We start from the raw sequence: 20,349 nt of genomic DNA on the forward strand, positions 1-20,349 counted from the left end.
GCACTCAGTCCTCGGCGCGCTTGAGCACCGCGCGCACGGTGAGGAACAGGATCTTGACGTCGAGCCAGATCGACCAGTTCTCGATGTAGTAGTTGTCCCACTCGGCGCGGTCGGCGATGGACGTCTGACCGCGCAGTCCGTGCACCTGCGCCCATCCGGTCACGCCGGCCTTCACGCGGTGACGTTCGCCGTAGCGGCGGATCTGGGCCTCGAACAGTGCGACGAACTCGGGCCGCTCGGGTCGGGGGCCCACGAGGCTCATGTCGCCCTTGATGACATTGAGCAGCTGCGGCAGTTCGTCGAGCGACGTCTGCCGCATGATCTTGCCGATTCGGGTGCGGCGGTCGATTCCCTCGACCCCGCCGGGTGCGGCGCCCGACTTCAACTCGAACGCCGCGTCGGATTCCCGTGGCGGTCGCATCGAGCGGAACTTGTAGCAGTCGAAGACCTTGCCGTCGCGGCCAACGCGCTTCTGCTTGAAGAAGATCGGGCCGGGCGAACTGAGGCGCACCAGCAGCGCCAGCCCGAGGAAGATCGGCGAGATCAGGATCAGCCCGAGGGTGGTGAGGACTCTGTCGAAGAAACCCTTGACCCAGAACTGCCAGCCGAGCGGGTTGACGTGCGGCAGGACCAGCAGGGGCAGACCGCCGAGGTGTTCGACGCGCGCCCGGTTGCCGACCGCGTCGTGCAGTCGCGGCACGACCCAGACCCGCATGCCGAGGCGTTGTGCGGCGCGGACGGCCCCGACGATGTCGTCGAAGTGCACGTCGTCGCAGAATCCGACGATCAGTTCCTCCGCGTGCGTGGCGCGAGCGACGTCCTCGAGGTCGAGTGGGGCACCGAGGTGGGGGACGTTCAGGAAATCCGGCAGATCCTCTCGTTCACGCGGAACGTAGGAACTTGCGCGCAAGATGCCCACCGGCAGCAAACCGTATTCGGGCATTTGCTGCATTCGACTAATTATTTGGTGCGATATGGGTCCGTCGCCAATGACGAGAGTGGGGGCAGCCGAGCGAAAACGCTGCCGCAACGTGCGTTGCAGGACGGCGCGGACGAGGCGCGCGGTGGGCAACAGCACCGCCGCGCACACCCAAATCCGGGCCACGACCTCGCCGGGCCTGCCCTGCGATCCGGCCGCCAGCATGATCGTCAGCAGCACCAGCGTCGCCAGCGCAACGGACGTCTCGACCGGTCCGATTTCGTCGAGGAAGTTCCGGCGCAGGCTACGGCGGTACATCGCATGCGAAGCCAATAGCGCGAGAACCATTGGCACGAACAGCCAAGGGAGTGCTCCGACCAGCGCTTGGGTCTCAGTGCCGCGGCCCAGCGCCAGTGCGGCGGCGACGGCTACCACGGCTGCCGCCACGTCGATGACGACCGTGACGACCGTGTGCAACGGGTCGCGACGGAGCAGGTCGGGCAACGACCGCCGGACGGCTTCGGGCTTGGGCACGGCGGCCGGGAGCCGGACGCCGGCGCGGGGTGACATTACGGGCGTAGCCACGGTGACCTACCTCACACAGCCATTCACGAGGATGAAACTACCCCGTACCCATGAAGATCATGCGGCAGTTTGCTCGCGAATTGCGAACACACGTAGTCAGTGAGGCATCGTTTCATTTACGTAAGCGGTGAATAACGCACCGAGAAGCGCTATTTCGCGGAGAAGACGCGTTCGCTCACGATGTGTGCGAGGTCGTCCAGGATCTGTACGTGGCTGGTACTCCACTGGTGCGGCTTGTCGTCCCACACGCACAAGGTGCCGATGGCCAGGCCCGCCGGATCGATAAGTGGGATGCCCGCGTAGGAAACCAAAGTGCCATCGGTGACGGCAGGGTGGTCGTGCAGCATGGGATGGGTGCGGGCGTCCTCGACCACCAGCGGCTCTCCGGTGGCGACGGCGTAACGGCACACCGAGCGGGACATCGGGGTCTCCCGCACCCCCTCCGGTAAACCGAGCACGCTCTTGAAGAACTGGCGATGATCGTCGACCAGTGAGACTGCCGCGGCAGACACACCGAGTGCTTCGACGGCCATCGACACGATCTGGTCGTACGACGGGTCCGCGTCTGAGTCGAGCAGGCCGGTGTCCCGCAGCGCCTGCAGGCGGACCGGGTCATCGAGCACTGGATGGAGGCCCGAGACGTTGACGGTCACCGCGTCGTCGGCGATGCGGCTCAGCAGGTCGAGCAGGACTGCGTACTCCGGGTCACCGGAGGACTCGAGGTCGTTGCGCAACCGCGCCGCGACCGCGCGTTGCACGTAGACGTCGATCGATTCGCCCGCGCGGGCGGCCTGCGCCCGCAGCGCGCGGTCGAGTCGATCGTCGAAGCCGGGTATGTCAGCCATGGGGACAACATACGACCGCTCAGCGCGCTCTGGTGCGCAGCCCGCCGATCCTCAGGCAGTTAGCCGGGTGAGTGGGGCGTCGGTTGCTGGAACTGCCGCCGGACCCGACGGGGCGAACTCCAGGATCTCGGCGAACGCAGGTGCCTTGCCGATCACGACGCCGCGCGCAATCCCCTTGGGAGTCGGGATGCTGATCGTCGTACCGGGCGTCAGGTCGTCACCGACGTCCGTCCGACCGTCGAACCAGTCGTCGAGCCAGCTGACGGCGAGTTCCTGCACCGCAGCCGGGTTCCGTGGCTGCGGGAACCCGGCGGCGACGAAGGCGGCGAACTGGATGAGGGGGTTGCCGCCCTGCATCGAGTCCATGTGCACGCCGCCGTTGAGTACGACGCCGTTGAAGCGGCCGGGTCGTGCTGCCGACAGCGCTTGCTTCACGTTGCTCGACGAGTTGAGGTAGTTGGCGGGTGCGCCGATCTCGCGGATCGGTACGTAGTGCCCGGACGCCAACTCGTAGGCGTCGAGCTTGACCAGGGCGTCGGGCATGGTCGTTCCCAGCGGCACGCCATCGAGCGTGATGACGCCGACCAGTTCGCGGGCGGCGCCGTTCTCGGCGAGGAACCCTGCGGCTCCCGCGACCAGGTGGCCGCCCAGTGAGTGGCCTGCCATCGCGAACTTGGTTGGCAGCGCCGCCGTTTCGGGATTCAGGCCGTAGCGCGTCGCATATCCGGCTGCGATGGCGCTCTCGGTGAGCGCGACACGGTCGCCGACGAACAGGTCCGCAATCGCCGACGCCATGCCCGATCCGCCGAGCCAGGCGTCGTCACCGGCGAACACGTTCGACGGCAGCGTTGGCGTCACCACGATGCTGTTCGTGCGGGCAGCCAGGTTCGCCGCGGTGTAGCTGTACATCGGCCCCTGCGCGAGGAATCCATGCTGCAGCAGAATCATTCGCGTCGGCGGCACGTCCCCTTGCGGGTAGTACCAGTTCGCGGCGACGCGTTGCCCGGTGTTCAGCTCGATCGTGGAACTCCGCACGGTGACGGTGCTGCCCGGCGGCAGCACCGGCGGGCCCTGGACGAGTGCCTCGAGCGCCTGCAACGTGTTGATCACGAGCGACCCGACGTTGACCACGACGGCTGCGATCACCGAGCCCACGACGTCGAGCAGCGACGGCGGGGCCGGCGGCGTCACCGCCGTGATCGACTGGGTGATCCGGGCTGCCGGAGCCGTAGTGGTGTCCGTGACCGACTGCGCGCCAACGGGTGTCACGATGCCGGTGGTCTGCTCGGGCGTGGCGGGGGCGTCAGTGTCGGCGGTGTCATCACTTGGTGACGTCACCGGATCGGGCTCGATGACCCGCGGCGGTGCGACGACCGAGTCGGGCTTCGTGGCGGGAGCTGTGGGGTCCGCCGGGGGAGTCGAGTCGTTCTTCGGTGTGTCCGGCGTCGGGGCGTCGACGTCGTTCTCGGGCGTGGGCGCGGGCTCTTCGGGCGAGGGCTCGGGCGTGGGGGCTTCGGGCTCGACGTCGGTGTCGGTGCCGGTGCCGGCCTCGGGCTCGGGCTCGGCCTCGGCGGGTTCGGAATCCTTCGGATCCGGCTTCGGGTCTGGTTTGGTCGCGGTGTCCGAATCGGAAGTCTTCGGCGCCGACGAACCAGCCGACGAACCGGCCGTCGAACCAGCCGACGTGCTCGCTGACGACGTTCCGTCCGAGCCGCTCGACTTGCCATCGGTGTCGGCCATCGCCACGCCGGCACCGGCGAGCATCGCCGCCGACAGGCCCGCCGTGACGAGCCCTGCGCCCATCCATGCCGACAACTGCTCCACGCCGACCCCCTTTGGCCTCCCCGTCACGGCCCGATCCTGGCAGTGAACGGCCGTACCCGGTGGCGCTTTGACGGGGATCGGGTCTCGGCGGGTCAGGCGGTAGGTCAGCCAGGGACGTCCATTCGCTGGGTTCCGACGACCGACAGCAGCCGCAGTGCCTCGTCGGACGGCGACCCGGGTTCGGCGGTGTAGACGACCACCCGCTGATCGCGGTCGGCGATGTCGAGCACGTCGCAACTGACCGACACCGGCCCCACCAGCGGGTGGTCGAAGGTCTTGCACAGCGTCGTCGCGGCGGTGACGTCGTGGTCGGCCCACAGTCGCGCGAACTCCGGGCTCCCCGTGCGCAATTCGTCGATCAACTCCGCGGTCTCGGGGTCGTCCGGGTAGCGCACTACGGTGCCGCGCAGGTGCAGCGCGCAGGTGCGGGCGAACTCGTCGGCATCGGAGACGCCATACAGGCGCCGTCCTTCCGTGTGCGGTCCGAGGAACGCGCGGCGGGCCAGGTTGCGGTCACGGCGCGACAGCGCGGAGAAGTCCTCCATCATCGCGCAGGCCAGGTCGTTCCATGCAATCACCTCGTACGTCGCCGAGATGACGAACGCCGCTGCGTTCGGCAGGCGATGCAGCAGATCCAGGATGCTCTGCCGGACCTGGCGCGGCGGCCCTGGCGCCGCCGCGGGTTCGACCCCGGCGAGGCGGTGCAGGTACACGCGTTCGGCGTCGGTCAGGCGCAGTGCCCGTGCGAGCCCTCCCACCACCTCGCGGGACGGATGCGGGGCGCGGGCCTGCTCCAGGCGCGTGTAGTACTCGGTCGAGATGAACGCCAGATGCGCTACTTCGTCGCGGCGCAGACCGGGGGTGCGGCGTCGCGGACCCGCGGGGAGTCCGACGTCGGCGGGGGTGATGCGTTCCCGCCTGCTGCGCAGGAAGGCACCCAGTTCGCGTTTGTCCACGCCACCATCTTGCGGCGTCCACGCCGATTAGCCAGGTATCGCGTGTACCTGGATGACGGGGCGAACCCTGATGAGACTCGAGAACGTGAACACCACGAACGGCATTGGATTGCTGACTGACAAGGTCGTCTTCATCTCGGGCGCAGGCCGAGGCATCGGCGCGGCTGCGGCGAAGCTCTTCGCCCGCGAGGGAGCCCGCGTGATGCTGGCAGCGCGAACGGAGGCGCAACTCGTCGCGGTCGTGGACGAGGTGACCGCCGCCGGTGGGCATGCCGAGTTCGTCGTCTGCGACCTGGCGGACGGCGACTCGGTGCGAGCCGCGGTCGACCGGACGGTGCAGGTCTTCGGGCGGTTGGACGCCGCGTTCAACAACGGAGCGATCATCGTCCCGCCCGGTCCCCTCGACCAGGTCACCGAGGCCGACTTCGATCTGGCGTACGGCGTCAACCTGCGCGGCGTGTACGTCGCGATGGCCGCCGAGGTCGCCGCGATCCGCGCCACGGCGGGATCGGGAGCGATCGTCAACACCTCCAGCGTCGGAAGCCTGGGCGCCAACCCCGAACTCCCCGCATACGGCGCGATGAAGCGGGCGGTGAACAGCCTCACCGAGTCGGCGGCCGTCACGTACGGGCCGGAGGACATCCGCGTCAACGCGATCGCGCCTGGCACTACGTTGACCGAGATGATCCGCGAATGGGAGACCGCCAGCCCCGGGGTCATCGAGCGACTGAACGCCGATACGCCGCTGCGGCGGGGCGCCGACCCGGCCGAGGTGGCCGAGGCTGCCGCCTGGTTGCTCAGTGATCGGGCCTCGTACGTAACGGGTGCGATCCTGCGCGTCGACGGCGGCGCGCGGGTCTGAAATCGGCATGTTTCGAACGCCTGTTCGCCTGGGTATCACCGATGGCATGAGCGAAGAGAACACCCAGGCGCAGCAGGCGCCCAATGAGAATGCCGAGAAGGATCCGTCCGACTGGGTCACCGGTGACGAGCCGATGACCGGGGCGCAGCGTAGCTATCTGCACACGCTCGCCCAGGAGGCCAAGCGCGAGGTGCCCGAGGACCTGACCAAGGCGCAGGCGTCGGAGATGATCGACGAACTGCAGTCCAGCACCGGTCGCGGCTGACGACTAGTAGCAGACACACGAAACCCCGGCCACCGAAGTGGCCGGGGTTTCGCTTCGTTCGGGCGGTCAAACGCCGACGACTTCGCGGGCGATCTCGGCGACGCGCGTCTGCGCGGCGGACACGACGCTCGCACGGTTCTTGTGCTGCTCCTCGTACGCGATCACGGCGCGGATGTCGGACGGATCGGTGAGATCCTTGACCGCGGCGACGGCCGAGCTGACGTTCAGGTCGTCGTAGTCGGCGATCGGGAGTTCGTAGGACTGAACGACACCGGCTGCGGTGCGCAGTGAGTGCAGCACGTCGGCCGCATCGTCGGCACCCGCGTCGCGGGTCACCTTCTCGGCGGTCTCGAGCGCCGCGTCACGCGAGGCCGAGAAGGCCTTGGCGGCGACGGAGCCGGCCTGTGCACCGCGGTCGGCCAGACCCTCGAGTGCCGGCTGCGTGTTGCGGATCGCGTCGAGCGCACGGTCGATGCCACGCGTGGACCAGGTCAGGGGCAGGTTGGCGATCTTGACCGCGATGCCTGCTGCGGCCTGGGTCGGGGTCCGGCGCAATGCGGCCGGGCCACCGAGGGCGTCCTCGGCCAGCACGGTGGTGAGCCAGTCGACGGTCGCGGTATGCGCGGTGATCAGCTCCGCGGCCAGCTTCTCCACGTCCTTGTTGCCGGCAGCCACGGCGAGCGCCTTCAAGTAGCGCGACCGATCGAGCAGCTGGTGCTCCAGCGCAAGGTCGCCGAGCAGAGCCTCGTCGAAGGGTCCGGCCTGCTCGCCGAGGGCCTTCACCGTTGCCGCCACGCGTCCGAAGAACGGTGCGATCACGTCGGGGTAGCCCCCGAGTGCGCGAATGGCGGCCTGAATCTTGAGCGCGCGCTCACGACCGTGACGGGCGTTCTCGGTCAGCTCGCGCTCGACGGCCTCGGTCCGAGCCTGGGTGATGCGGGTCTCGGCGACCTGCACCTCGGTATTGGTCAATTCGAGTACCGCACGCAGTTGCGCGAGCAGGTTGGTGGTGTCCGTGTTGGACATCTATCTCATCCCCGTTCGTGTCTGGATTGTTTGACGCACTGTGCGCCTCGGACTTTTGGCTACCCGGGTTCTCGACAGGCCCAATCGCCAATGTGGTGTTGCCTGGGTCACGTTCCTGGCTGCGAGGGCATCGGCGCACGTCACGGGCCATTGGCCGATGCAGACGCCAACCTGCGAGAATGGCCGCAGACATCCCAGTGGCGGCGTCAGACGTCGAACACGGGGTGAATGCGAATCCGGTGCCGCTCACGACGAGGTGAACGGGCCGCCGCCGCGGCAGCGCGGCGCACATACACGTCTAGGAGCGGCTCCGTGGCCTTGAACACCATTGCGCTCGAACTCGTACCGTCCAACGTCGAGCGTGGACCACAGTTCGCGATCGACGAGGCCCACAAGGTGGTCACGCTGTCGGCGGAGGCGGGCATCGAGGGCCGGATCGGGCACGTCATGATCCCCGGGATGATCGAGGAGGACGACGACCGTCCGATCGAGATGAAGCCCAAGCTCGACGTACTGGACTACTGGTCGACGATCAAGCCGGAGCTGCCCGGCGTGCGCGGTCTGTGCACGCAGGTGACGTCGTTCCTCGACGAACCGGCGCTGCGCGCGCGACTGACCGAGCTGAGCGCCGCAGGCTTCGACGGCATCGCGTTCGTTGGCGTGCCCCGCACCATGAGCGACGGCGAAGGCGCAGGTGTGGCCCCCACCGACGCCTTGTCGATCTACGACGAGCTGGTGCCCAACCGCGGTGCCATCCTGATCCCCACCCGCGACGGGGAGCAGGGCCGGTTCAACTTCAAGTGCAAGCAGGGCGCCACCTACGGCATGACCCAGCTGCTCTACTCGGACGCGATCGTCGACTTCCTGCAGCAGTTCGCGAGGGAGACCGATCACCGTCCGGAGATCCTGCTGTCGTTCGGGTTCGTCCCCAAGGTCGAGTCCAAGGTCGGCCTGATCAAGTGGTTGATCCAGGACCCCGGGAACGCGGCCGTCGCGGCGGAGCAGGACTTCGTGCGCAGCCTCGCCGGCATGGAGCCCGGCGACAAGCGGACTGCGTTGGTCGACCTCTACAAGCGCGTCGTCGACGGCGTCGCCGATCTCGGGTTCCCGCTCAGCATCCACCTCGAGGCCACCTACGGTGTCTCGCGCCCGGCGTTCGACACGTTCGCCGAGATGCTCGCCTACTGGTCGCCGCCGCAGGGCTGACCCGCCCGCGTGGCACGATCGACGTGTGCCGACCGCATCCGACCCGCTGACGAACTTCCCGGTCGACGCGCCGCCGCTCCCGTCGCCGGTCTTCACCACCCAACGGTGGAATGACCTCGTCTTCCTGCACTGGCCGGTCGACCCCGCCGCGGTCGCCCACCTCTTTCCTGCAGGCTGCCGCCCCGACGTGTTCGCCGACGGCATGACCTACGTCGGCCTCATCCCGTTCGCCATGTGCGACTTGTCGTTCGTCGCCCCGGTGCCCGTTCCGTACTTCGGTGACTTCCTCGAGACCAACGTGCGGCTGTACTCCACCGACGATCGCGGCAGGCACGGCGTGCTGTTCCGGTCCCTGGAGACCGAACGCCTCGCGATGGTCGGTATCTCCCGTGCGACGCTTGGCCTTCCATACACCTGGGCACGAATGCGGTTGACCCGCAACGGCGATCGGATCACCTACGTCACCGCGCGCCGGTGGCCGGACCGCGGGTTGCGCTCGGAGGTCACCGTCGACGTCGGCGCACCCGTCACCGCCACGTCGCTGGAGACGTGGTTGACCGCGCGGTGGGGCGCTCACACCCGCAAGGCAGGCCGGACGTGGTGGGTGCCGAACGAGCATGCGCCGTGGACGTTTCGCGCTGCCGAGGTCGTGGGGATCGCCGACGAACTGGTGGCCGCGGCGGGTGTCACGCCCGCCGGTGAGCGGCTGAGGGCGCTGTTCTCCCCGGGTACGTTCACCCGGTTCGGCCGGCCCAGCGTCGTCTAGCAGGGGGGCGTCTAGCCGGGCCCGCCGCCGGATGCCCCGAGCTGACCGACGACGCCGTAGAGATCGGCGACGCCCCAGTGTTCGACGATGCGCCCGTCGCGCACCCGCATGGCGTCGACGGTGTCGAACCGTACGGTGCGGCCGGTCGGGGCGATGCCGAGGAAGTCGCCGCGGTGCGTCCCGTGGTAGGTCTTGAAGGTCGTGACGAGATCGCCGTCGACGGTCTGCCAGTGGATCTCCGGGCGGAAGTCCGAAAAGGCTTCGCGCAGGCGGTGATACAGGATCCGCACGCCGTCCTTGTCGGCGGTGGTGCCGGGTTGGGGCGTGTGGTCGATGAAGTCGTCGGCGAACAGTTCCTCGAACAGCTCGAAGTCGCCGCGCCCCTGCACCTCCTCGGTGTTGCGTCGCACCACGGCGATCGCCTGCTCGCCTGCTTCGTCGTGACTCATCGATCTGCGTCCTCTCGGAGCGTGGCCGTCCGCTCGGGCGGCGTCTCGGGTTCGGGCTCGTGCCAGTTGGCGAGGAGCCGCAGGGCGGTGTCCGAGGGTGAACCGGGGTCGGTGGTGTAGACGATCAGCGTCTGGTCCTCGTCGCCGCCCGGATTCAACGCCTGGTAGCGCACGGTGAGGTCGCCGACCACCGGGTGGTGGTAGCCCTTGGTTCCCGTGTTGCGGCGCTGCACGTCGTGGCGCGGCCACCAGGTACGGAACTCCTCGGAGTGGATGGACAGGTCGCCGACCAGTTCGGAGAGCTTCGGGTCGTCGGGGTGTCTGCCCGCGTCGTCGCGCAGCATCGCGACGGTGTCCATCGCCACCTGCTTCCAGTCCTCGTACAGCTCGCGGGCGTGGGGGTCGAGGAAGACGAACCGGGCCTGATTGCGTTGCGGCGCAGGCAGACGCAGGAAGTCGGTGATGAGCGCGCCCGCCAGCCGGTTGTGCGCGAGGACATCGAGCCGGCGACCCAGGATGAAGGCCGGTGACGCCGCGTCGTCGAGCCGCTCCATCAGGTGCAACGTGGTCGGGTCGACGTGCTGGGGGCGGGGGCGACTCCTGCGCTTGGCCGGCTGCGGGCGGCCGAGCCGGTGCAGGTGGTCGCGTTCGGCGTCGTTCAGCCGGAGCGCCGTGGCCAGTGCGTCTAGGACGTCGACCGACGCGCTGCGGCTGCGACCCTGCTCGAGCCGGGTGTAGTAGTCGACGCTCACGCCGGCCAACTGCGCCAGTTCCTCGCGGCGCAGACCCGGCACCCGCCTGCGGGCGAACTCGCCTCGCAGGCCGACCTCCTCGGGGCTGATCCGGGCGCGTCGACTACTGAGGAACTCGGCGAGGTCGTTGCGGTGGTCGTCCACGAACACCAGTCTGACGTGCGATGCGGGCCTCGGCATCTTCGAGGGTGGCCCATTCTGTCCCCCGATCGGCTGGGCACCCTTGGGCCCCTCTGGGCGGGAGTGCGGGTGGTTGATTCGAGTGCAGTGATCCGGCTGCGCAATCAATGGAGAAAGGAACACGTCATGTCGACAGTCATCGCATCCACCCCGCTGACCGGCCGCACCGCCGTGGTGACCGGAGCGTCCAGCGGCATCGGCGAGGCCACCGCGCTGCGGTTGGCGGGGCTCGGTGCGAAGGTCGCGGTCGCGGCCCGTCGCAAGGACAACCTCGACGCATTGGTCGAGCGCATCACCGCCGACGGCGGCATCGCACTGGCCGTTCCGCTCGACGTCACCGACCGCGACGCCGTGACCGCCGCCGCCGAGCGGGTAGCGGCAGAACTCGGGCGCGTAGATCTGGTGTTCGCCAACGCCGGCGTGCAGCTCGTCTCGGCCATCGACGACCTTCGGGTCGACGACTGGCAGCGCCAGATCAACCTCAACGTGACCGGGGTGATGAACACGATCGGTGCGTTCGTGCCGCAGCTCGTGGCAGCCGGCGCGGCGGGCGGCCCCGCCGATCTGATCACCACGTCGTCCATCGCGGCGACGCGCGTGCTGGAGAAGTTCTCGGTGTACTCCGGCACGAAGGCGTACCTGAGCCAGCTGACGCGGCTGCTCCGGGTCGAGCTGGGCCGCAAGATGGTCCGCGTCTCGACCGTCGAACCGGGCATGGTCGACACCGAACTGCCCGACCACGTCACCGACCCCGACGCCAGCAAGCTGATGGCCGACCTGCTCACCGAGATCGAGGTGCTGAGCCCGGCCGACGTCGCCGAGACCGTGGCGTTCATCGCGTCGGTGCCGCGTCACGTGAACCTGACCGAGATCACCATTCTGCCCACCCAGCAAGCCATTTGAGAATCGCCACCACGGCGGAGAGAGAGAAGGAAGAAGATGTCCAACGACGAGAAGGTCGTTCTGATCACCGGTGCCAGCAGCGGCATCGGGGAAGCCACCGCACTGCGACTGGCACGTGATGGCCACCGCGTGTTCCTGGGCGCCAGGCGCGCCGACCGGCTCGAGGAACTGGTCGGTCGCATCACCGCCGCCGGTGGGCAGGCCGCGTTCCGGCGTCTCGACGTCACCGACGCGGCCGACGTCGAGCGCTTCGTGGCAGCAGCCCGGGAACACTTCGGACGCGTCGACGTCATCTTAAACAACGCAGGCGTGATGCCGCTGTCGCCGTTGTCCGCGCGCAAGGTCGACGAATGGGACCGCATGATCGACGTCAACGTGCGGGGTGTCCTGCACGGGATCAGCGCCGTGCTGCCGGTGATGACGGCGCAGGGCGGCGGACACGTCGTCAACGTGGCGTCGGTCGGCGCGTACGAGGTGGTGCCCACGTCGGCGGTGTACAGCGCGACGAAGTTCGCCGTGCGTGCGATCACCGAGGGGCTCCGCCAGGAGTCCGACGGCGACGTCAGGGTGACGCTGATCTCACCTGGTGTCACGGAGTCCGAACTGGCCGAGTCGATCTCGGATTCGGGCGCTCGCGACGCCATGGAGGCCTACCGTGCCGTGGCGTTGCCTGCCTCGGCGATCGCGGACGCCATCGGTTATGCCGTCGGGCAACCGCGCGAGGTCGACGTCAACGAGATCATCGTGCGGCCCGCGGCGAGCGCGCAGTAGCCCCGACCGCCTTGCTGAAGAAGACCCGGCGGTAGCCGTCCTGGGTACCGCGGCCGGTCTCGGTGTAACCGCGACGCGGGTAGTACTCGAGGTTCTCGGTCATGAGTTCGTTGGTGACGAGCCGCACCTCCGTCAGACCCAGTTCGGCTGCGTCGAGTTCGGCTCGGTCCAACAGGATTCGGCCGTAGCCACCGCCGCGTGCCGATTCCGCGACGGCGACGGTGTCCAGGAGCAGGTGGTCGGGCTTTGCCAGCGTGACGACCATGCCGAGCAAGCCGTCGGTACCGTCGATCACCCAGATCCTGCCCTCGTCGAGCAGCGCGCCGTAGTCGGCGAGCATGGGCGCGGGCGGCTTGCCGATTCGCTCCACGTACATCGCGAAGGCCTCTGCGACGAGGGCGGTGACCGCCGCGACGTCGGCATGGGTCGCGCGTCGCGGATCGGCCATGGATGCAGCGTAGTTCGCGTTACGCGGCGGCTGCGTCGTTCGCCGGGTCGTCGGTCGCGTCGTCGGTCGCGTCGTCGGTCGACGGGGCCTCCGCCGGTGTCTCGGGGGCGGGGGCCCTGGTCTCGGGGGCGGAGGTCTCGGGGGTGGTGGTCTCGGCCTCCGGTTCCGGGGCCACCGTCTCGGCGGTGTCCGTGCTGCCGACGCTGGTGGCGGGTCCCGGGTCGACGCCGCCGGGGGTCACCTTGTTGCCGTCCGACACCAGGGTGGGGCGCAGGCCGTCGTCGCTTTCGGTGGCGGCGGGCGCCGCGTCAGTCGCGGGCTCGTCGTCCAATGCCGTTGCGACGGTAGAGGTTTCGTCGGTGTCCGCAGCGGAGGATCGGGCCAGGGCCGAGGTGGTGGGTGCGCTGTCCGACACCCGCACTGTGGGGGCCGGCGCACCGCCGGTCACCGCGTCGGTGACGCCCCGGATCAGCGCACCCGGGACGCCGAGCAGGGCCTCGATGATCTTGCCCGGGGGCGTGATCAGCGAGAACGGGACGTGCTCGCCTGCCGTCGCGTAAGTGCGGTCGGTGTAACCCATGTCGACGACGAGGCGCAGCAGCGGCTCGATAACGGCGAGCAGTGGCCGCGTCAGCGGCGTCAGGCCCAGGTTCGCGGAGATCTCCCGGATCGGCCCCAGCAGCGGCAGATGCGCGTTCCGGTACAGCACGTAGGTGTCGATACCTCCCGCGGAGTTCACCACCGTGGTCGTGACCTTGGGGGCGGTGGCCGGATCGATCGGGTTGTAGTGCCGGTCGGGGTGGGCGTACCGGATCCCGAACACCGAATTGAGCACCGACAGTGGGTTGAAGTAGGCGGGGAAGTCGGCGATCGGGTCGTATTCGAGTGCGTGATAGGTGGTGTGGTAGCGCGTCGGTTGACTGGGCGCGACGGGGTCGATGATGAAGGGGATGCTCAGGCCCGGGAAACGGCCGAAGATGCCCCCGTTCGGGGCGAACGGCGACGCGATCATGACGAACGTCAGCTGCGACGTCGGCGGCGGCGGGCCGGTGGGCGGTGGCGCGTCCACCGGGATCGCCTGCAGCTCGCGTCGTGCCCGCTCGGCGACCAGCGCGCCCTCGGAGTAACCCACGGCCGTCAGCTGCGCTTCGGCCGACCGTGAGGAGATCTCCGCCAGCATCACGGGAACGCCCGCGTCCCGACTGCCTGCGAGATCGTAGTTCGCGGGGTAGACGACCGGCGCGTACCCGAAGCCCGCGGGCTGCACCGTGCCGGACAGCTTGGCCTGAACCCTCTCGCCGAATACGTCCGAACGTCCCCCGGCGCCGATCACGGTGCTGGCGAGCGTCACCGCGGAACTCACCGGCGGGGTGCTCGGAGTGAGCCCCGCACCGAGCACCAGGGTGCTGCACACGCTCGCCGTGGCGACCGCGGTCAGGGCCGCGGTCCTGGTCCTCCGCTGCTGTCGATGCTGATGTCGAGCCACGCATTCCCCCGATTTCGTGCTGCGCAACGTCCGCGCGCCATGGACGCTACCGCGTCACCGGCAGGTCCAGCCCGGTTTCCGACGGCCGCGTGCCGGATGCGGCAACGCGAACGGCGACGCCCCCGTCGGGAACGTCGCCGTCGCTGGCGTGTGACCGGAGCCGGGGCTACGGGCAGGTGACCTCGATTTCGAATGGCTTGTTCACCGGGGACATCGGGTTGGCCATGTCGATTCCGGTGGCGTTTCCGCTGATCTTGTAGGTGTTGCCGTCCTTGACGGCCGTGGCCTCACCAGCGCCCGCACCGACGGCGAGCGTCACGCCGTTGACGTTGCCGAGCCCGACGGCGGTGACGGTCGGCGTGTCGCCCTCGCTGACGACGGCCGAGATGCCCGTGGTGCCCTGGCCGATCGCGATGTTCATGTTGCCGCCCATGGCCTGGCAGACCACCGTGCCGTCGATCTTCTGGTCCTGGCCGTCGATGCTGACCTTCGAGCCCCCGGCTTCGGCACTTGCCGATTCCGAAGCAGACGACGAGGCCGACGAACTGGACTCCGACGAGGCGGACGACGAGGAACTCGGCGACGCCTCTTCGCTCGACGAGCAACCGGACAGGCCGGCGACCAACGCCGCGCCGCTCAGGGCAATCAGCAAGCCACGCTTCACGGGTGTTCTCCTTCGGTGATCGCGACCCATCAAGATCGGTGGGTCATCCTCCGTATGATGGCGTGCCGCTGACCCGGGGTCCAGGCTTTCGGCGAAAATTCGGCAGCCGGTGTCATCTGCGCGGACGTCGGCGGAATCCAGCAGGCCGGTGGGGATGCGAGAATCAACGACCGTGACCGCTCCCACCCGCCCATTCTTCGAGGTCGAGGCGGAGCTGTCCGGCCGGGCCGGACGCGTCGGCGTGATCCACACCCCGCACGGCGACATCCACACCCCGGCGTTCATCGCCGTCGGCACCCAGGCCACGGTGAAGGCCGTCCTGCCGGAGACGATGAAAGACGTTGGCGCGCAAGCGGTTCTGGCGAACGCCTACCACCTCTACCTGCAGCCCGGGCCCGACGTCGTCGACGAGGCGGGTGGACTCGGCGCCTTCATGAACTGGCCGGGCCCCACGTACACCGACAGCGGCGGCTTCCAGGTGATGTCGCTGGGCGTCGGGTTCAAGAAGGTGCTCGCGATGGATGCGGGGCGGCTGCAGACCGACGACGTCATCGCCGAGGGCAAGGAACGGTTGGCCCACGTGGACGACGACGGCGTCACGTTCCGGTCGCATCTCGACGGGTCGAAGCACCGGTTCACCCCGGAGGTGTCGATCGGCATCCAGCATCAGCTCGGCGCCGACATCATCTTCGCGTTCGACGAACTCACCACGCTGGTCAACACCCGCGGCTACCAGGAGACGTCGGTGCAGCGGACGCACGACTGGGCCGTCCGCTGCCTGGCCGAGCACCGGCGGCTCACCGTCGAGCGCGCGGACAAGCCGTACCAGGCCTTGTTCGGCGTGGTGCAGGGCGCGCAGTACGAGGATCTGCGACGGCGTGCGACCCGCGGGCTGACCGAGATCGTGGACGACGAGGGCAGGGGCTTCGACGGGTACGGCATCGGCGGGGCGCTGGAGAAGCAGAACCTGGCGACGATCATCGGCTGGGTCACCGACGAGCTGCCCGCCGACAAGCCCCGGCACCTGCTCGGGATCAGCGAGCCCGACGACCTGTTCGCCGCCGTCGCCGCGGGCGCCGACACGTTCGACTGCGTGTCGCCGTCCCGGGTGGCGCGCAACGCGTCGATCTACTCCGCCGACGGTCGGTACAACATCACCGGGGCCCGCTACAAACGGGACTTCACCCCGCTGGATGCCGAGTGCGACTGCTACACCTGCGCGAACTACACGCGCGCCTACGTCCGGCACCTGTTCAAGGCCAAGGAGATGCTGGCCTCGACGCTGTGCACGATTCACAACGAGCGCTTCACGATTCGTCTGGTCGACCAGATCCGCGAGGCGATCCCGGCCGGGCGGTTCGACGACCTCCGCGACCACGTGCTGGGCCGGTACTACTCCACGCGTGCACAATAAAGGGATGACGACAGCGCAAGCGCAGACGCTGCTGATGCAGCTGCTCGACCCGTCGAACCGCGCCGACCCGTATCCGGTCTACGAACGGATCCGCGAGTCGGGCCCACTGCTGCTGCCGGAGGCGCATCTGGCCGTGTTCTCCAGGTTCCGCGACTGCGACGACGTACTCCGGCACCCCGACTCGGCCAGCGACGGCACCAAGTCGACGATGGTGCAGCGCCGCATGGCCGAAGGCGAGGTGGTCCGCCCGCTGGGGACGCCCGGGTTCCTGTTCCTCGACCCGCCCGACCACACCCGGCTGCGCAGGCTCGTCAGCAAGGCGTTCGTGCCCAAGGTGGTCAAGGCGCTCGAGCCCGACATCACCGCGATGGTCGACGACATGCTGGACCGCGTGGCCGACGCCGGCCGCCTCGACGTCATCTCCGACCTGGCCTACCCGCTGCCCGTTGCGGTGATCTGCCGACTCCTCGGGGTGCCGCTGGAGGACGAGCCGAAGTTCAGCCGCGCCTCGGCCGTGCTCGCCCAGGCCCTCGACCCGTTCATCACCGTCACCGGCGAGATGCCCGACAACGTCGACGAACGGCTGCAGGCAGGCGACTGGCTGCGCGGCTACCTGCGCGAACTGATCGACCTGCGCCGCAGCGCGCCCCGCGATGACCTGATCTCGGGGCTGATCGCGGCGGAGGAAGCGGGTGACCAGCTCACCGAGGACGAGATCGTCGCAACGTGCAACCTGCTGCTGATCGCCGGGCACGAGACGACGGTCAACCTCATCGCCAACGCCATGCTCGCGATGCTCCGCCAGCCCGGGCAGTGGACGGCGCTGGCGAACGACCCGAGCCGGGTGGCCGCGGTGGTCGAGGAGACCATGCGCCACGACCCGCCGGTGCAGCTCGCGATGCGGATCGCGGGGGAGGACCTGACCATCGGATCCACTCGGCTGGCCAAGGGCGACACGATGATGATGCTGCTCGCCGCGGCGCACCGCGACCCCGAGGCATTCGACCGTCCCGACGTCTTCGACCCCGACCGCGATGGCATCCGCCACCTCGGCTTCGGCAAGGGGCCGCACTTCTGTCTTGGCGCGCCGCTGGCCCGGTTGGAGGCGTCGGTGGCGTTGCGTGCGGTGACGGCTCGCTTCCCCGGCGCGACGATCGGCGGCGAGCCCGTCTACAAGCCGAACCTCACGCTGCGCGGCATGGAGTCGCTGCCCGTCACGCTGTAGCCGGGATAGGGTCGCGCCATGCCGACTGAGTTGACCGCCGAGCAGGCCGCCGCGCGGCTCAACCCCGAGGACACGCTGGGCATACCGCTCGGTCCCGGCCAGCCGCCTGCGTTCCTGCGGGCGCTGGGCGAACGCGAGGACTGGACCGATCTGCGCGTCTACGGCGCGCTGCTCGCGGTCCTCACCGAACTGTTCACTCGCCCCGGCGTGCACTACCTGTCGGGCTTCTTCGGCCCGCTCGAGCGGGCGCTGCTGGGCGCGGGTGCGGACATCGGGTTCACGCCCGCCGACTTCCGGCGCTTCGGCCCGCTGCTCGAACGGCAGGCGCCGCGCGTGATGACGACGGTCGCGACGCCACCCGACGCCGACGGCTGGTGCTCGCTGTCGCTGCACGCCGGCGGGACGATCGGCGAATTGCGCCGTGCGGGCGCGGATCCCGATCGGTTACTCGTCGTCGAGGTGTCCGACGCCTATCCCAGGACCCACGGGCTGGGGGAGTCGTCTCGGCGGGCAGGAGCGGAGCGACCCGGGAAGACATTCCGGCACGCACTGCACGTCGACGAGATCGACGTCCTGGTGCACTCGACCGACGCGCCGCTGGAATTGCCCGGCGGTGACGCCGAACCCACCGACGCCGACAAGGCCATCGCCAAGTACGCCGTGGAGCGCATTCCGTCGGGGGCGACGCTGCAGACCGGCATCGGCTCGATCCCCAACCAGATCGCGACGCTGCTGGCCGAGGGCGACGGCCGCGACTACGGCCTGCACAGCGAGATGTTCACCGACGGCTGCATGAAACTGCACCGCGCGGGCAAGATCAGCAATGCGGGCAAGGGGCAGTACGACGGGGTGAGCGTCACGACGTTCGCATTCGGGTCGGCGGATCTCTACCAGTGGCTCGACGACAACGCCGACGTCGCGTTCCTGCCCGTCGAGGTCGTCAACTCACCAGAGGTCATCGGCGCCAACGACGACATGATCTCGATCAACGGCGCCCTCGCGATCGACGTCCACGGCCAGGTGGTCGCCGACACCATCAACGGCAAGCAGTTCAGCGGCATCGGCGGCGCCGAGGACTTCGTCGCCGGCGCTGGTCTCCAGCTGTCCGATCGCTCGCTGATCTGCCTGCCCGCCACGTACGAGAAGGACGGCGAACTGCAGTCGCGGATCGTGCCGTCGTTCGGCCCGGGCGCGGTGATCACGACGCCCCGGCATCACGTCGACATGATCGTCACCGAGTATGGCGTCGCCGAACTGGAGGGCAAGACCGTCCGCGAACGCGGTGAGGCGCTCGCCGCGATCGCCCACCCCCGGTTCCGCGACGAGCTGTTGGCCGCCGCAGCCCGGGCCTGAGCGATTCGTGCACGTTCAGGCGCGGTCAGCGCGCCTCAGCGTGCACGAATCACCTCGTGGGCGGCCCGCTCGCCCGCCTCGACCGCACCCTCCATGTAGGCGCTCCACGACGACGCGGTATCGGTTGACGCCCAATGGATCACGCCGATGGGTGCGGCTAGCGTCGAGCCATAGGTCGTCCATACCAGCGGACCCATGTTGGCGTTGTAGCAGCCGCGCGTCCACTGCCGGTCCGACCACTCGCCGTCGACGTAGAACTGCGGCCGCGCTGCTCGGCTGCCGTAGTGGCGCACCAGTTCGTCGGTGAGCGCCGCCTGGCGCTCCGCCGCGGTGAGCCGGTTGGCGACCCTGGCCTGCTCGCCCTCGAGGAACAGCAAGATGACGCCGTGGTCGTCGCCAGGGACGCAGGTGTCGTTGGACATGCGTGCGGGGCCGACGTCGGAGATCAGCTGACCGTTCAAACCCTCTGCGCGCCAGAAGGGCTCGTCGTAGACGAAGAACGCCTTCATCGCCGAACCATTCGGCATCCGCTGAGTGAGCTGGTCCCGGTCACCGGGCAGCGGCGGGTCGTAGGCGATCCTGCCCGCGAGGGTGGGTGAGATCGAAACGATCACCCGGCGGCCGCGGAACGTGCGCCCGCCGCGGCAGTGCACGGTGACGCCGTCGGCCGCGTGTTCGATCAGCTGCACCGGCGCGTCGAGCACGATGTGCTCCGACAGCAGGGCTGCGAGACGGCGGGGGATCTCGGACGTGCCGCCGACGAATCGCGTGGTCTGGGCGCCGCCCTCGGATTCGGCGAACAGTTCCGAGGTGACCCCGCAGGTCTGGATCGTGAACAGCAGATGCAGGAACGACACCTCGGCGGTCGGCACCGCGAGGATGCCGACGGTGCAGATCTCCAGCAGCGTGCGCGCGATGACCGACAGCCCCTGCGCGTCGTACCAGGCCGCGGCCGTGATCGCGTCCCACTCCGCTGCGTGGGGCGCCAGCCACGGCGCGTCGGCGGGAACCTCGGCGGCCAGCTCGTCGAGCGTACGCAGAACGCGTTCGAGGTGGGTCAGCTCCTCGCCGTAGCGGGAGTGAAAGTCGTTCTCCCGCATGACCCCACTACCCGCCAGGTCGTAGGACGTCTCGCCCTCGTCGTACTGGGCGAACGTCTCCACGCCGAGTTCGGCGGCGAGAGCGAACATGCGGTGATGGGTGTCGCCGATCCACTGGGCGCCGAGGTCGAGCGGTATGCCCGGCAGTGCCTCTTCGGTCAGGATGCGCCCACCCACGCGATCGTCGGCCTCGACGATCAGCGGTGTCAGTCCCGCCTCGAGCACCGTCCGCGCGGCGATCAGCCCCGAGAGCCCCGCTCCCACGATGACGACGTCTGCTTCCATGTCCTTCGGCTGTCCCATCCCACCACCCTTGCCGCGAACGTAGGTTACCGCCACGCAATTCGCGA

At 68.9% G+C, this 20,349-nt stretch carries 20 protein-coding genes; 9 read left to right on the forward strand and 11 right to left on the reverse strand.

The window, feature by feature from the left end; translation table 11 throughout:
• Positions 1–4: 4 nt before the first annotated feature.
• The 4 genes from G6N61_RS21945 to G6N61_RS21960 form a co-directional block, all read right to left on the reverse strand.
• A complete protein-coding gene (locus G6N61_RS21945) occupies positions 5–1,489 on the reverse strand; it encodes a sugar transferase (protein ID WP_163925011.1) in 1,485 nt (494 codons plus the stop codon).
• Between the two features lie 164 nt (positions 1,490–1,653).
• On the reverse strand, positions 1,654–2,349 hold the full coding sequence (locus G6N61_RS21950; RefSeq protein ID WP_163921022.1) for a GAF domain-containing protein: 696 nt from the start codon (positions 2,347–2,349) through the stop codon (positions 1,654–1,656).
• 51 nt (positions 2,350–2,400) lie between these two features.
• A complete protein-coding gene (locus G6N61_RS21955) occupies positions 2,401–4,200 on the reverse strand; it encodes an alpha/beta hydrolase (RefSeq protein WP_163921024.1) in 1,800 nt (599 codons plus the stop codon).
• A 77-nt stretch (positions 4,201–4,277) separates the two neighbouring features.
• Positions 4,278–5,129, reverse strand: a complete 852-nt coding sequence (locus tag G6N61_RS21960; RefSeq protein WP_163921026.1) for a helix-turn-helix transcriptional regulator — start codon at positions 5,127–5,129, stop codon at positions 4,278–4,280.
• A 70-nt stretch (positions 5,130–5,199) separates the two neighbouring features.
• On the opposite strand from G6N61_RS21960, the gene G6N61_RS21965 reads away from it, so the two are divergent.
• Both G6N61_RS21965 and G6N61_RS21970 read left to right on the forward strand, forming a co-directional pair.
• Positions 5,200–5,991, forward strand: a complete 792-nt coding sequence (locus G6N61_RS21965; RefSeq protein WP_163921029.1) for an SDR family NAD(P)-dependent oxidoreductase — start codon at positions 5,200–5,202, stop codon at positions 5,989–5,991.
• 46 nt (positions 5,992–6,037) lie between these two features.
• Positions 6,038–6,256 carry a DUF3072 domain-containing protein gene (locus G6N61_RS21970; protein WP_163921031.1) on the forward strand — a complete coding sequence of 73 codons (219 nt, stop codon included), beginning with the start codon at positions 6,038–6,040 and terminating at the stop codon, positions 6,254–6,256.
• 66 nt (positions 6,257–6,322) lie between these two features.
• Here G6N61_RS21970 and G6N61_RS21975 read toward each other — a convergent pair whose 3' ends face one another.
• The gene (locus G6N61_RS21975; RefSeq protein WP_163921032.1) at positions 6,323–7,282 is read right to left on the reverse strand and encodes a DUF8129 domain-containing protein; all 960 of its coding nucleotides are present in this window, start codon (positions 7,280–7,282) and stop codon (positions 6,323–6,325) included.
• Between the two features lie 312 nt (positions 7,283–7,594).
• On the opposite strand from G6N61_RS21975, the gene G6N61_RS21980 reads away from it, so the two are divergent.
• Both G6N61_RS21980 and G6N61_RS21985 read left to right on the forward strand, forming a co-directional pair.
• Positions 7,595–8,488, forward strand: coding sequence for a mycobacterial-type methylenetetrahydrofolate reductase (locus G6N61_RS21980; protein WP_163921034.1), 894 nt, complete (start codon positions 7,595–7,597; stop codon positions 8,486–8,488).
• Positions 8,489–8,513: 25 nt separating this feature from the next.
• The gene (locus G6N61_RS21985; protein ID WP_235887247.1) at positions 8,514–9,254 is read left to right on the forward strand and encodes a YqjF family protein; all 741 of its coding nucleotides are present in this window, start codon (positions 8,514–8,516) and stop codon (positions 9,252–9,254) included.
• Positions 9,255–9,265: 11 nt separating this feature from the next.
• Here G6N61_RS21985 and G6N61_RS21990 read toward each other — a convergent pair whose 3' ends face one another.
• Positions 9,266–9,703 (reverse strand): ester cyclase, encoded by a 438-nt coding sequence (locus tag G6N61_RS21990; protein WP_163921037.1) that lies wholly within the window; start codon positions 9,701–9,703, stop codon positions 9,266–9,268.
• A complete protein-coding gene (locus G6N61_RS21995; protein ID WP_163921039.1) occupies positions 9,700–10,599 on the reverse strand; it encodes a helix-turn-helix transcriptional regulator in 900 nt (299 codons plus the stop codon). Before G6N61_RS21995 ends, G6N61_RS21990 begins: the two co-directional genes overlap by 4 nt.
• 162 nt (positions 10,600–10,761) lie before the next feature.
• Between G6N61_RS21995 and G6N61_RS22000 the strand changes: the two genes are divergently transcribed.
• Complete coding sequence (locus G6N61_RS22000; RefSeq protein WP_163921042.1) at positions 10,762–11,538, forward strand: SDR family oxidoreductase; 777 nt, start codon at positions 10,762–10,764, stop codon at positions 11,536–11,538.
• A 36-nt stretch (positions 11,539–11,574) separates the two neighbouring features.
• The gene (locus G6N61_RS22005; RefSeq protein WP_163921045.1) at positions 11,575–12,309 is read left to right on the forward strand and encodes an SDR family oxidoreductase; all 735 of its coding nucleotides are present in this window, start codon (positions 11,575–11,577) and stop codon (positions 12,307–12,309) included.
• On the opposite strand, the gene G6N61_RS22010 is transcribed toward G6N61_RS22005, so the two are convergent.
• From G6N61_RS22010 to G6N61_RS22020, 3 genes are all read right to left on the reverse strand, one after another.
• Positions 12,278–12,757 carry a GNAT family N-acetyltransferase gene (locus tag G6N61_RS22010; RefSeq protein WP_163921048.1) on the reverse strand — a complete coding sequence of 160 codons (480 nt, stop codon included), beginning with the start codon at positions 12,755–12,757 and terminating at the stop codon, positions 12,278–12,280. The genes G6N61_RS22005 and G6N61_RS22010 overlap by 32 nt on opposite strands.
• A gap of 19 nt (positions 12,758–12,776) precedes the next feature.
• Entirely contained in the window at positions 12,777–14,243 is a 1,467-nt protein-coding gene (locus G6N61_RS22015; RefSeq protein WP_163921051.1) for a PE-PPE domain-containing protein, read from the reverse strand.
• A 166-nt stretch (positions 14,244–14,409) separates the two neighbouring features.
• The gene (locus G6N61_RS22020; protein WP_163921054.1) at positions 14,410–14,907 is read right to left on the reverse strand and encodes a lipoprotein LpqH; all 498 of its coding nucleotides are present in this window, start codon (positions 14,905–14,907) and stop codon (positions 14,410–14,412) included.
• Between the two features lie 172 nt (positions 14,908–15,079).
• On the opposite strand from G6N61_RS22020, the gene tgt reads away from it, so the two are divergent.
• From tgt to G6N61_RS22035, 3 genes are read left to right on the forward strand one after another with little or no spacing between them, the layout of a single operon-like run.
• On the forward strand, positions 15,080–16,321 hold the full coding sequence (gene tgt / locus G6N61_RS22025) for a tRNA guanosine(34) transglycosylase Tgt (protein WP_235887248.1): 1,242 nt from the start codon (positions 15,080–15,082) through the stop codon (positions 16,319–16,321).
• 4 nt (positions 16,322–16,325) lie between these two features.
• The gene (locus G6N61_RS22030) at positions 16,326–17,546 is read left to right on the forward strand and encodes a cytochrome P450 (protein ID WP_163921060.1); all 1,221 of its coding nucleotides are present in this window, start codon (positions 16,326–16,328) and stop codon (positions 17,544–17,546) included.
• 18 nt (positions 17,547–17,564) lie between these two features.
• Positions 17,565–18,899, forward strand: a complete 1,335-nt coding sequence (locus tag G6N61_RS22035) for an acetyl-CoA hydrolase/transferase family protein (protein ID WP_163921064.1) — start codon at positions 17,565–17,567, stop codon at positions 18,897–18,899.
• A gap of 35 nt (positions 18,900–18,934) precedes the next feature.
• Here G6N61_RS22035 and G6N61_RS22040 read toward each other — a convergent pair whose 3' ends face one another.
• Entirely contained in the window at positions 18,935–20,302 is a 1,368-nt protein-coding gene (locus tag G6N61_RS22040) for a flavin monoamine oxidase family protein (protein ID WP_163921066.1), read from the reverse strand.
• Positions 20,303–20,349: the final 47 nt, after the last annotated feature.

Origin of the sequence: Mycolicibacterium arabiense, from assembly GCF_010731815.2 — a bacterium.
GTDB lineage: Bacteria > Actinomycetota > Actinomycetes > Mycobacteriales > Mycobacteriaceae > Mycobacterium > Mycobacterium arabiense.

What these genes read in the sequence shown, in the direction of transcription:
- G6N61_RS21945 (WP_163925011.1), bottom strand. Translation starts at nt 1,489, where the DNA reads ATGTCACCCCGCGCCGGCGTCCGGCTCCCGGCCGCCGTGCCCAAGCCC.
- G6N61_RS21950 (WP_163921022.1), bottom strand. Translation starts at nt 2,349, where the DNA reads ATGGCTGACATACCCGGCTTCGACGATCGACTCGACCGCGCGCTGCGG.
- G6N61_RS21965 (WP_163921029.1), top strand. Translation starts at nt 5,200, where the DNA reads ATGAGACTCGAGAACGTGAACACCACGAACGGCATTGGATTGCTGACT.
- G6N61_RS21970 (WP_163921031.1), top strand. Translation starts at nt 6,038, where the DNA reads ATGAGCGAAGAGAACACCCAGGCGCAGCAGGCGCCCAATGAGAATGCC.
- G6N61_RS21975 (WP_163921032.1), bottom strand. Translation starts at nt 7,282, where the DNA reads ATGTCCAACACGGACACCACCAACCTGCTCGCGCAACTGCGTGCGGTA.
- G6N61_RS21990 (WP_163921037.1), bottom strand. Translation starts at nt 9,703, where the DNA reads ATGAGTCACGACGAAGCAGGCGAGCAGGCGATCGCCGTGGTGCGACGC.
- G6N61_RS22000 (WP_163921042.1), top strand. Translation starts at nt 10,762, where the DNA reads ATGTCGACAGTCATCGCATCCACCCCGCTGACCGGCCGCACCGCCGTG.
- G6N61_RS22005 (WP_163921045.1), top strand. Translation starts at nt 11,575, where the DNA reads ATGTCCAACGACGAGAAGGTCGTTCTGATCACCGGTGCCAGCAGCGGC.
- G6N61_RS22010 (WP_163921048.1), bottom strand. Translation starts at nt 12,757, where the DNA reads ATGGCCGATCCGCGACGCGCGACCCATGCCGACGTCGCGGCGGTCACC.
- G6N61_RS22030 (WP_163921060.1), top strand. Translation starts at nt 16,326, where the DNA reads ATGACGACAGCGCAAGCGCAGACGCTGCTGATGCAGCTGCTCGACCCG.
- G6N61_RS22035 (WP_163921064.1), top strand. Translation starts at nt 17,565, where the DNA reads ATGCCGACTGAGTTGACCGCCGAGCAGGCCGCCGCGCGGCTCAACCCC.
- G6N61_RS22040 (WP_163921066.1), bottom strand. Translation starts at nt 20,302, where the DNA reads ATGGGACAGCCGAAGGACATGGAAGCAGACGTCGTCATCGTGGGAGCG.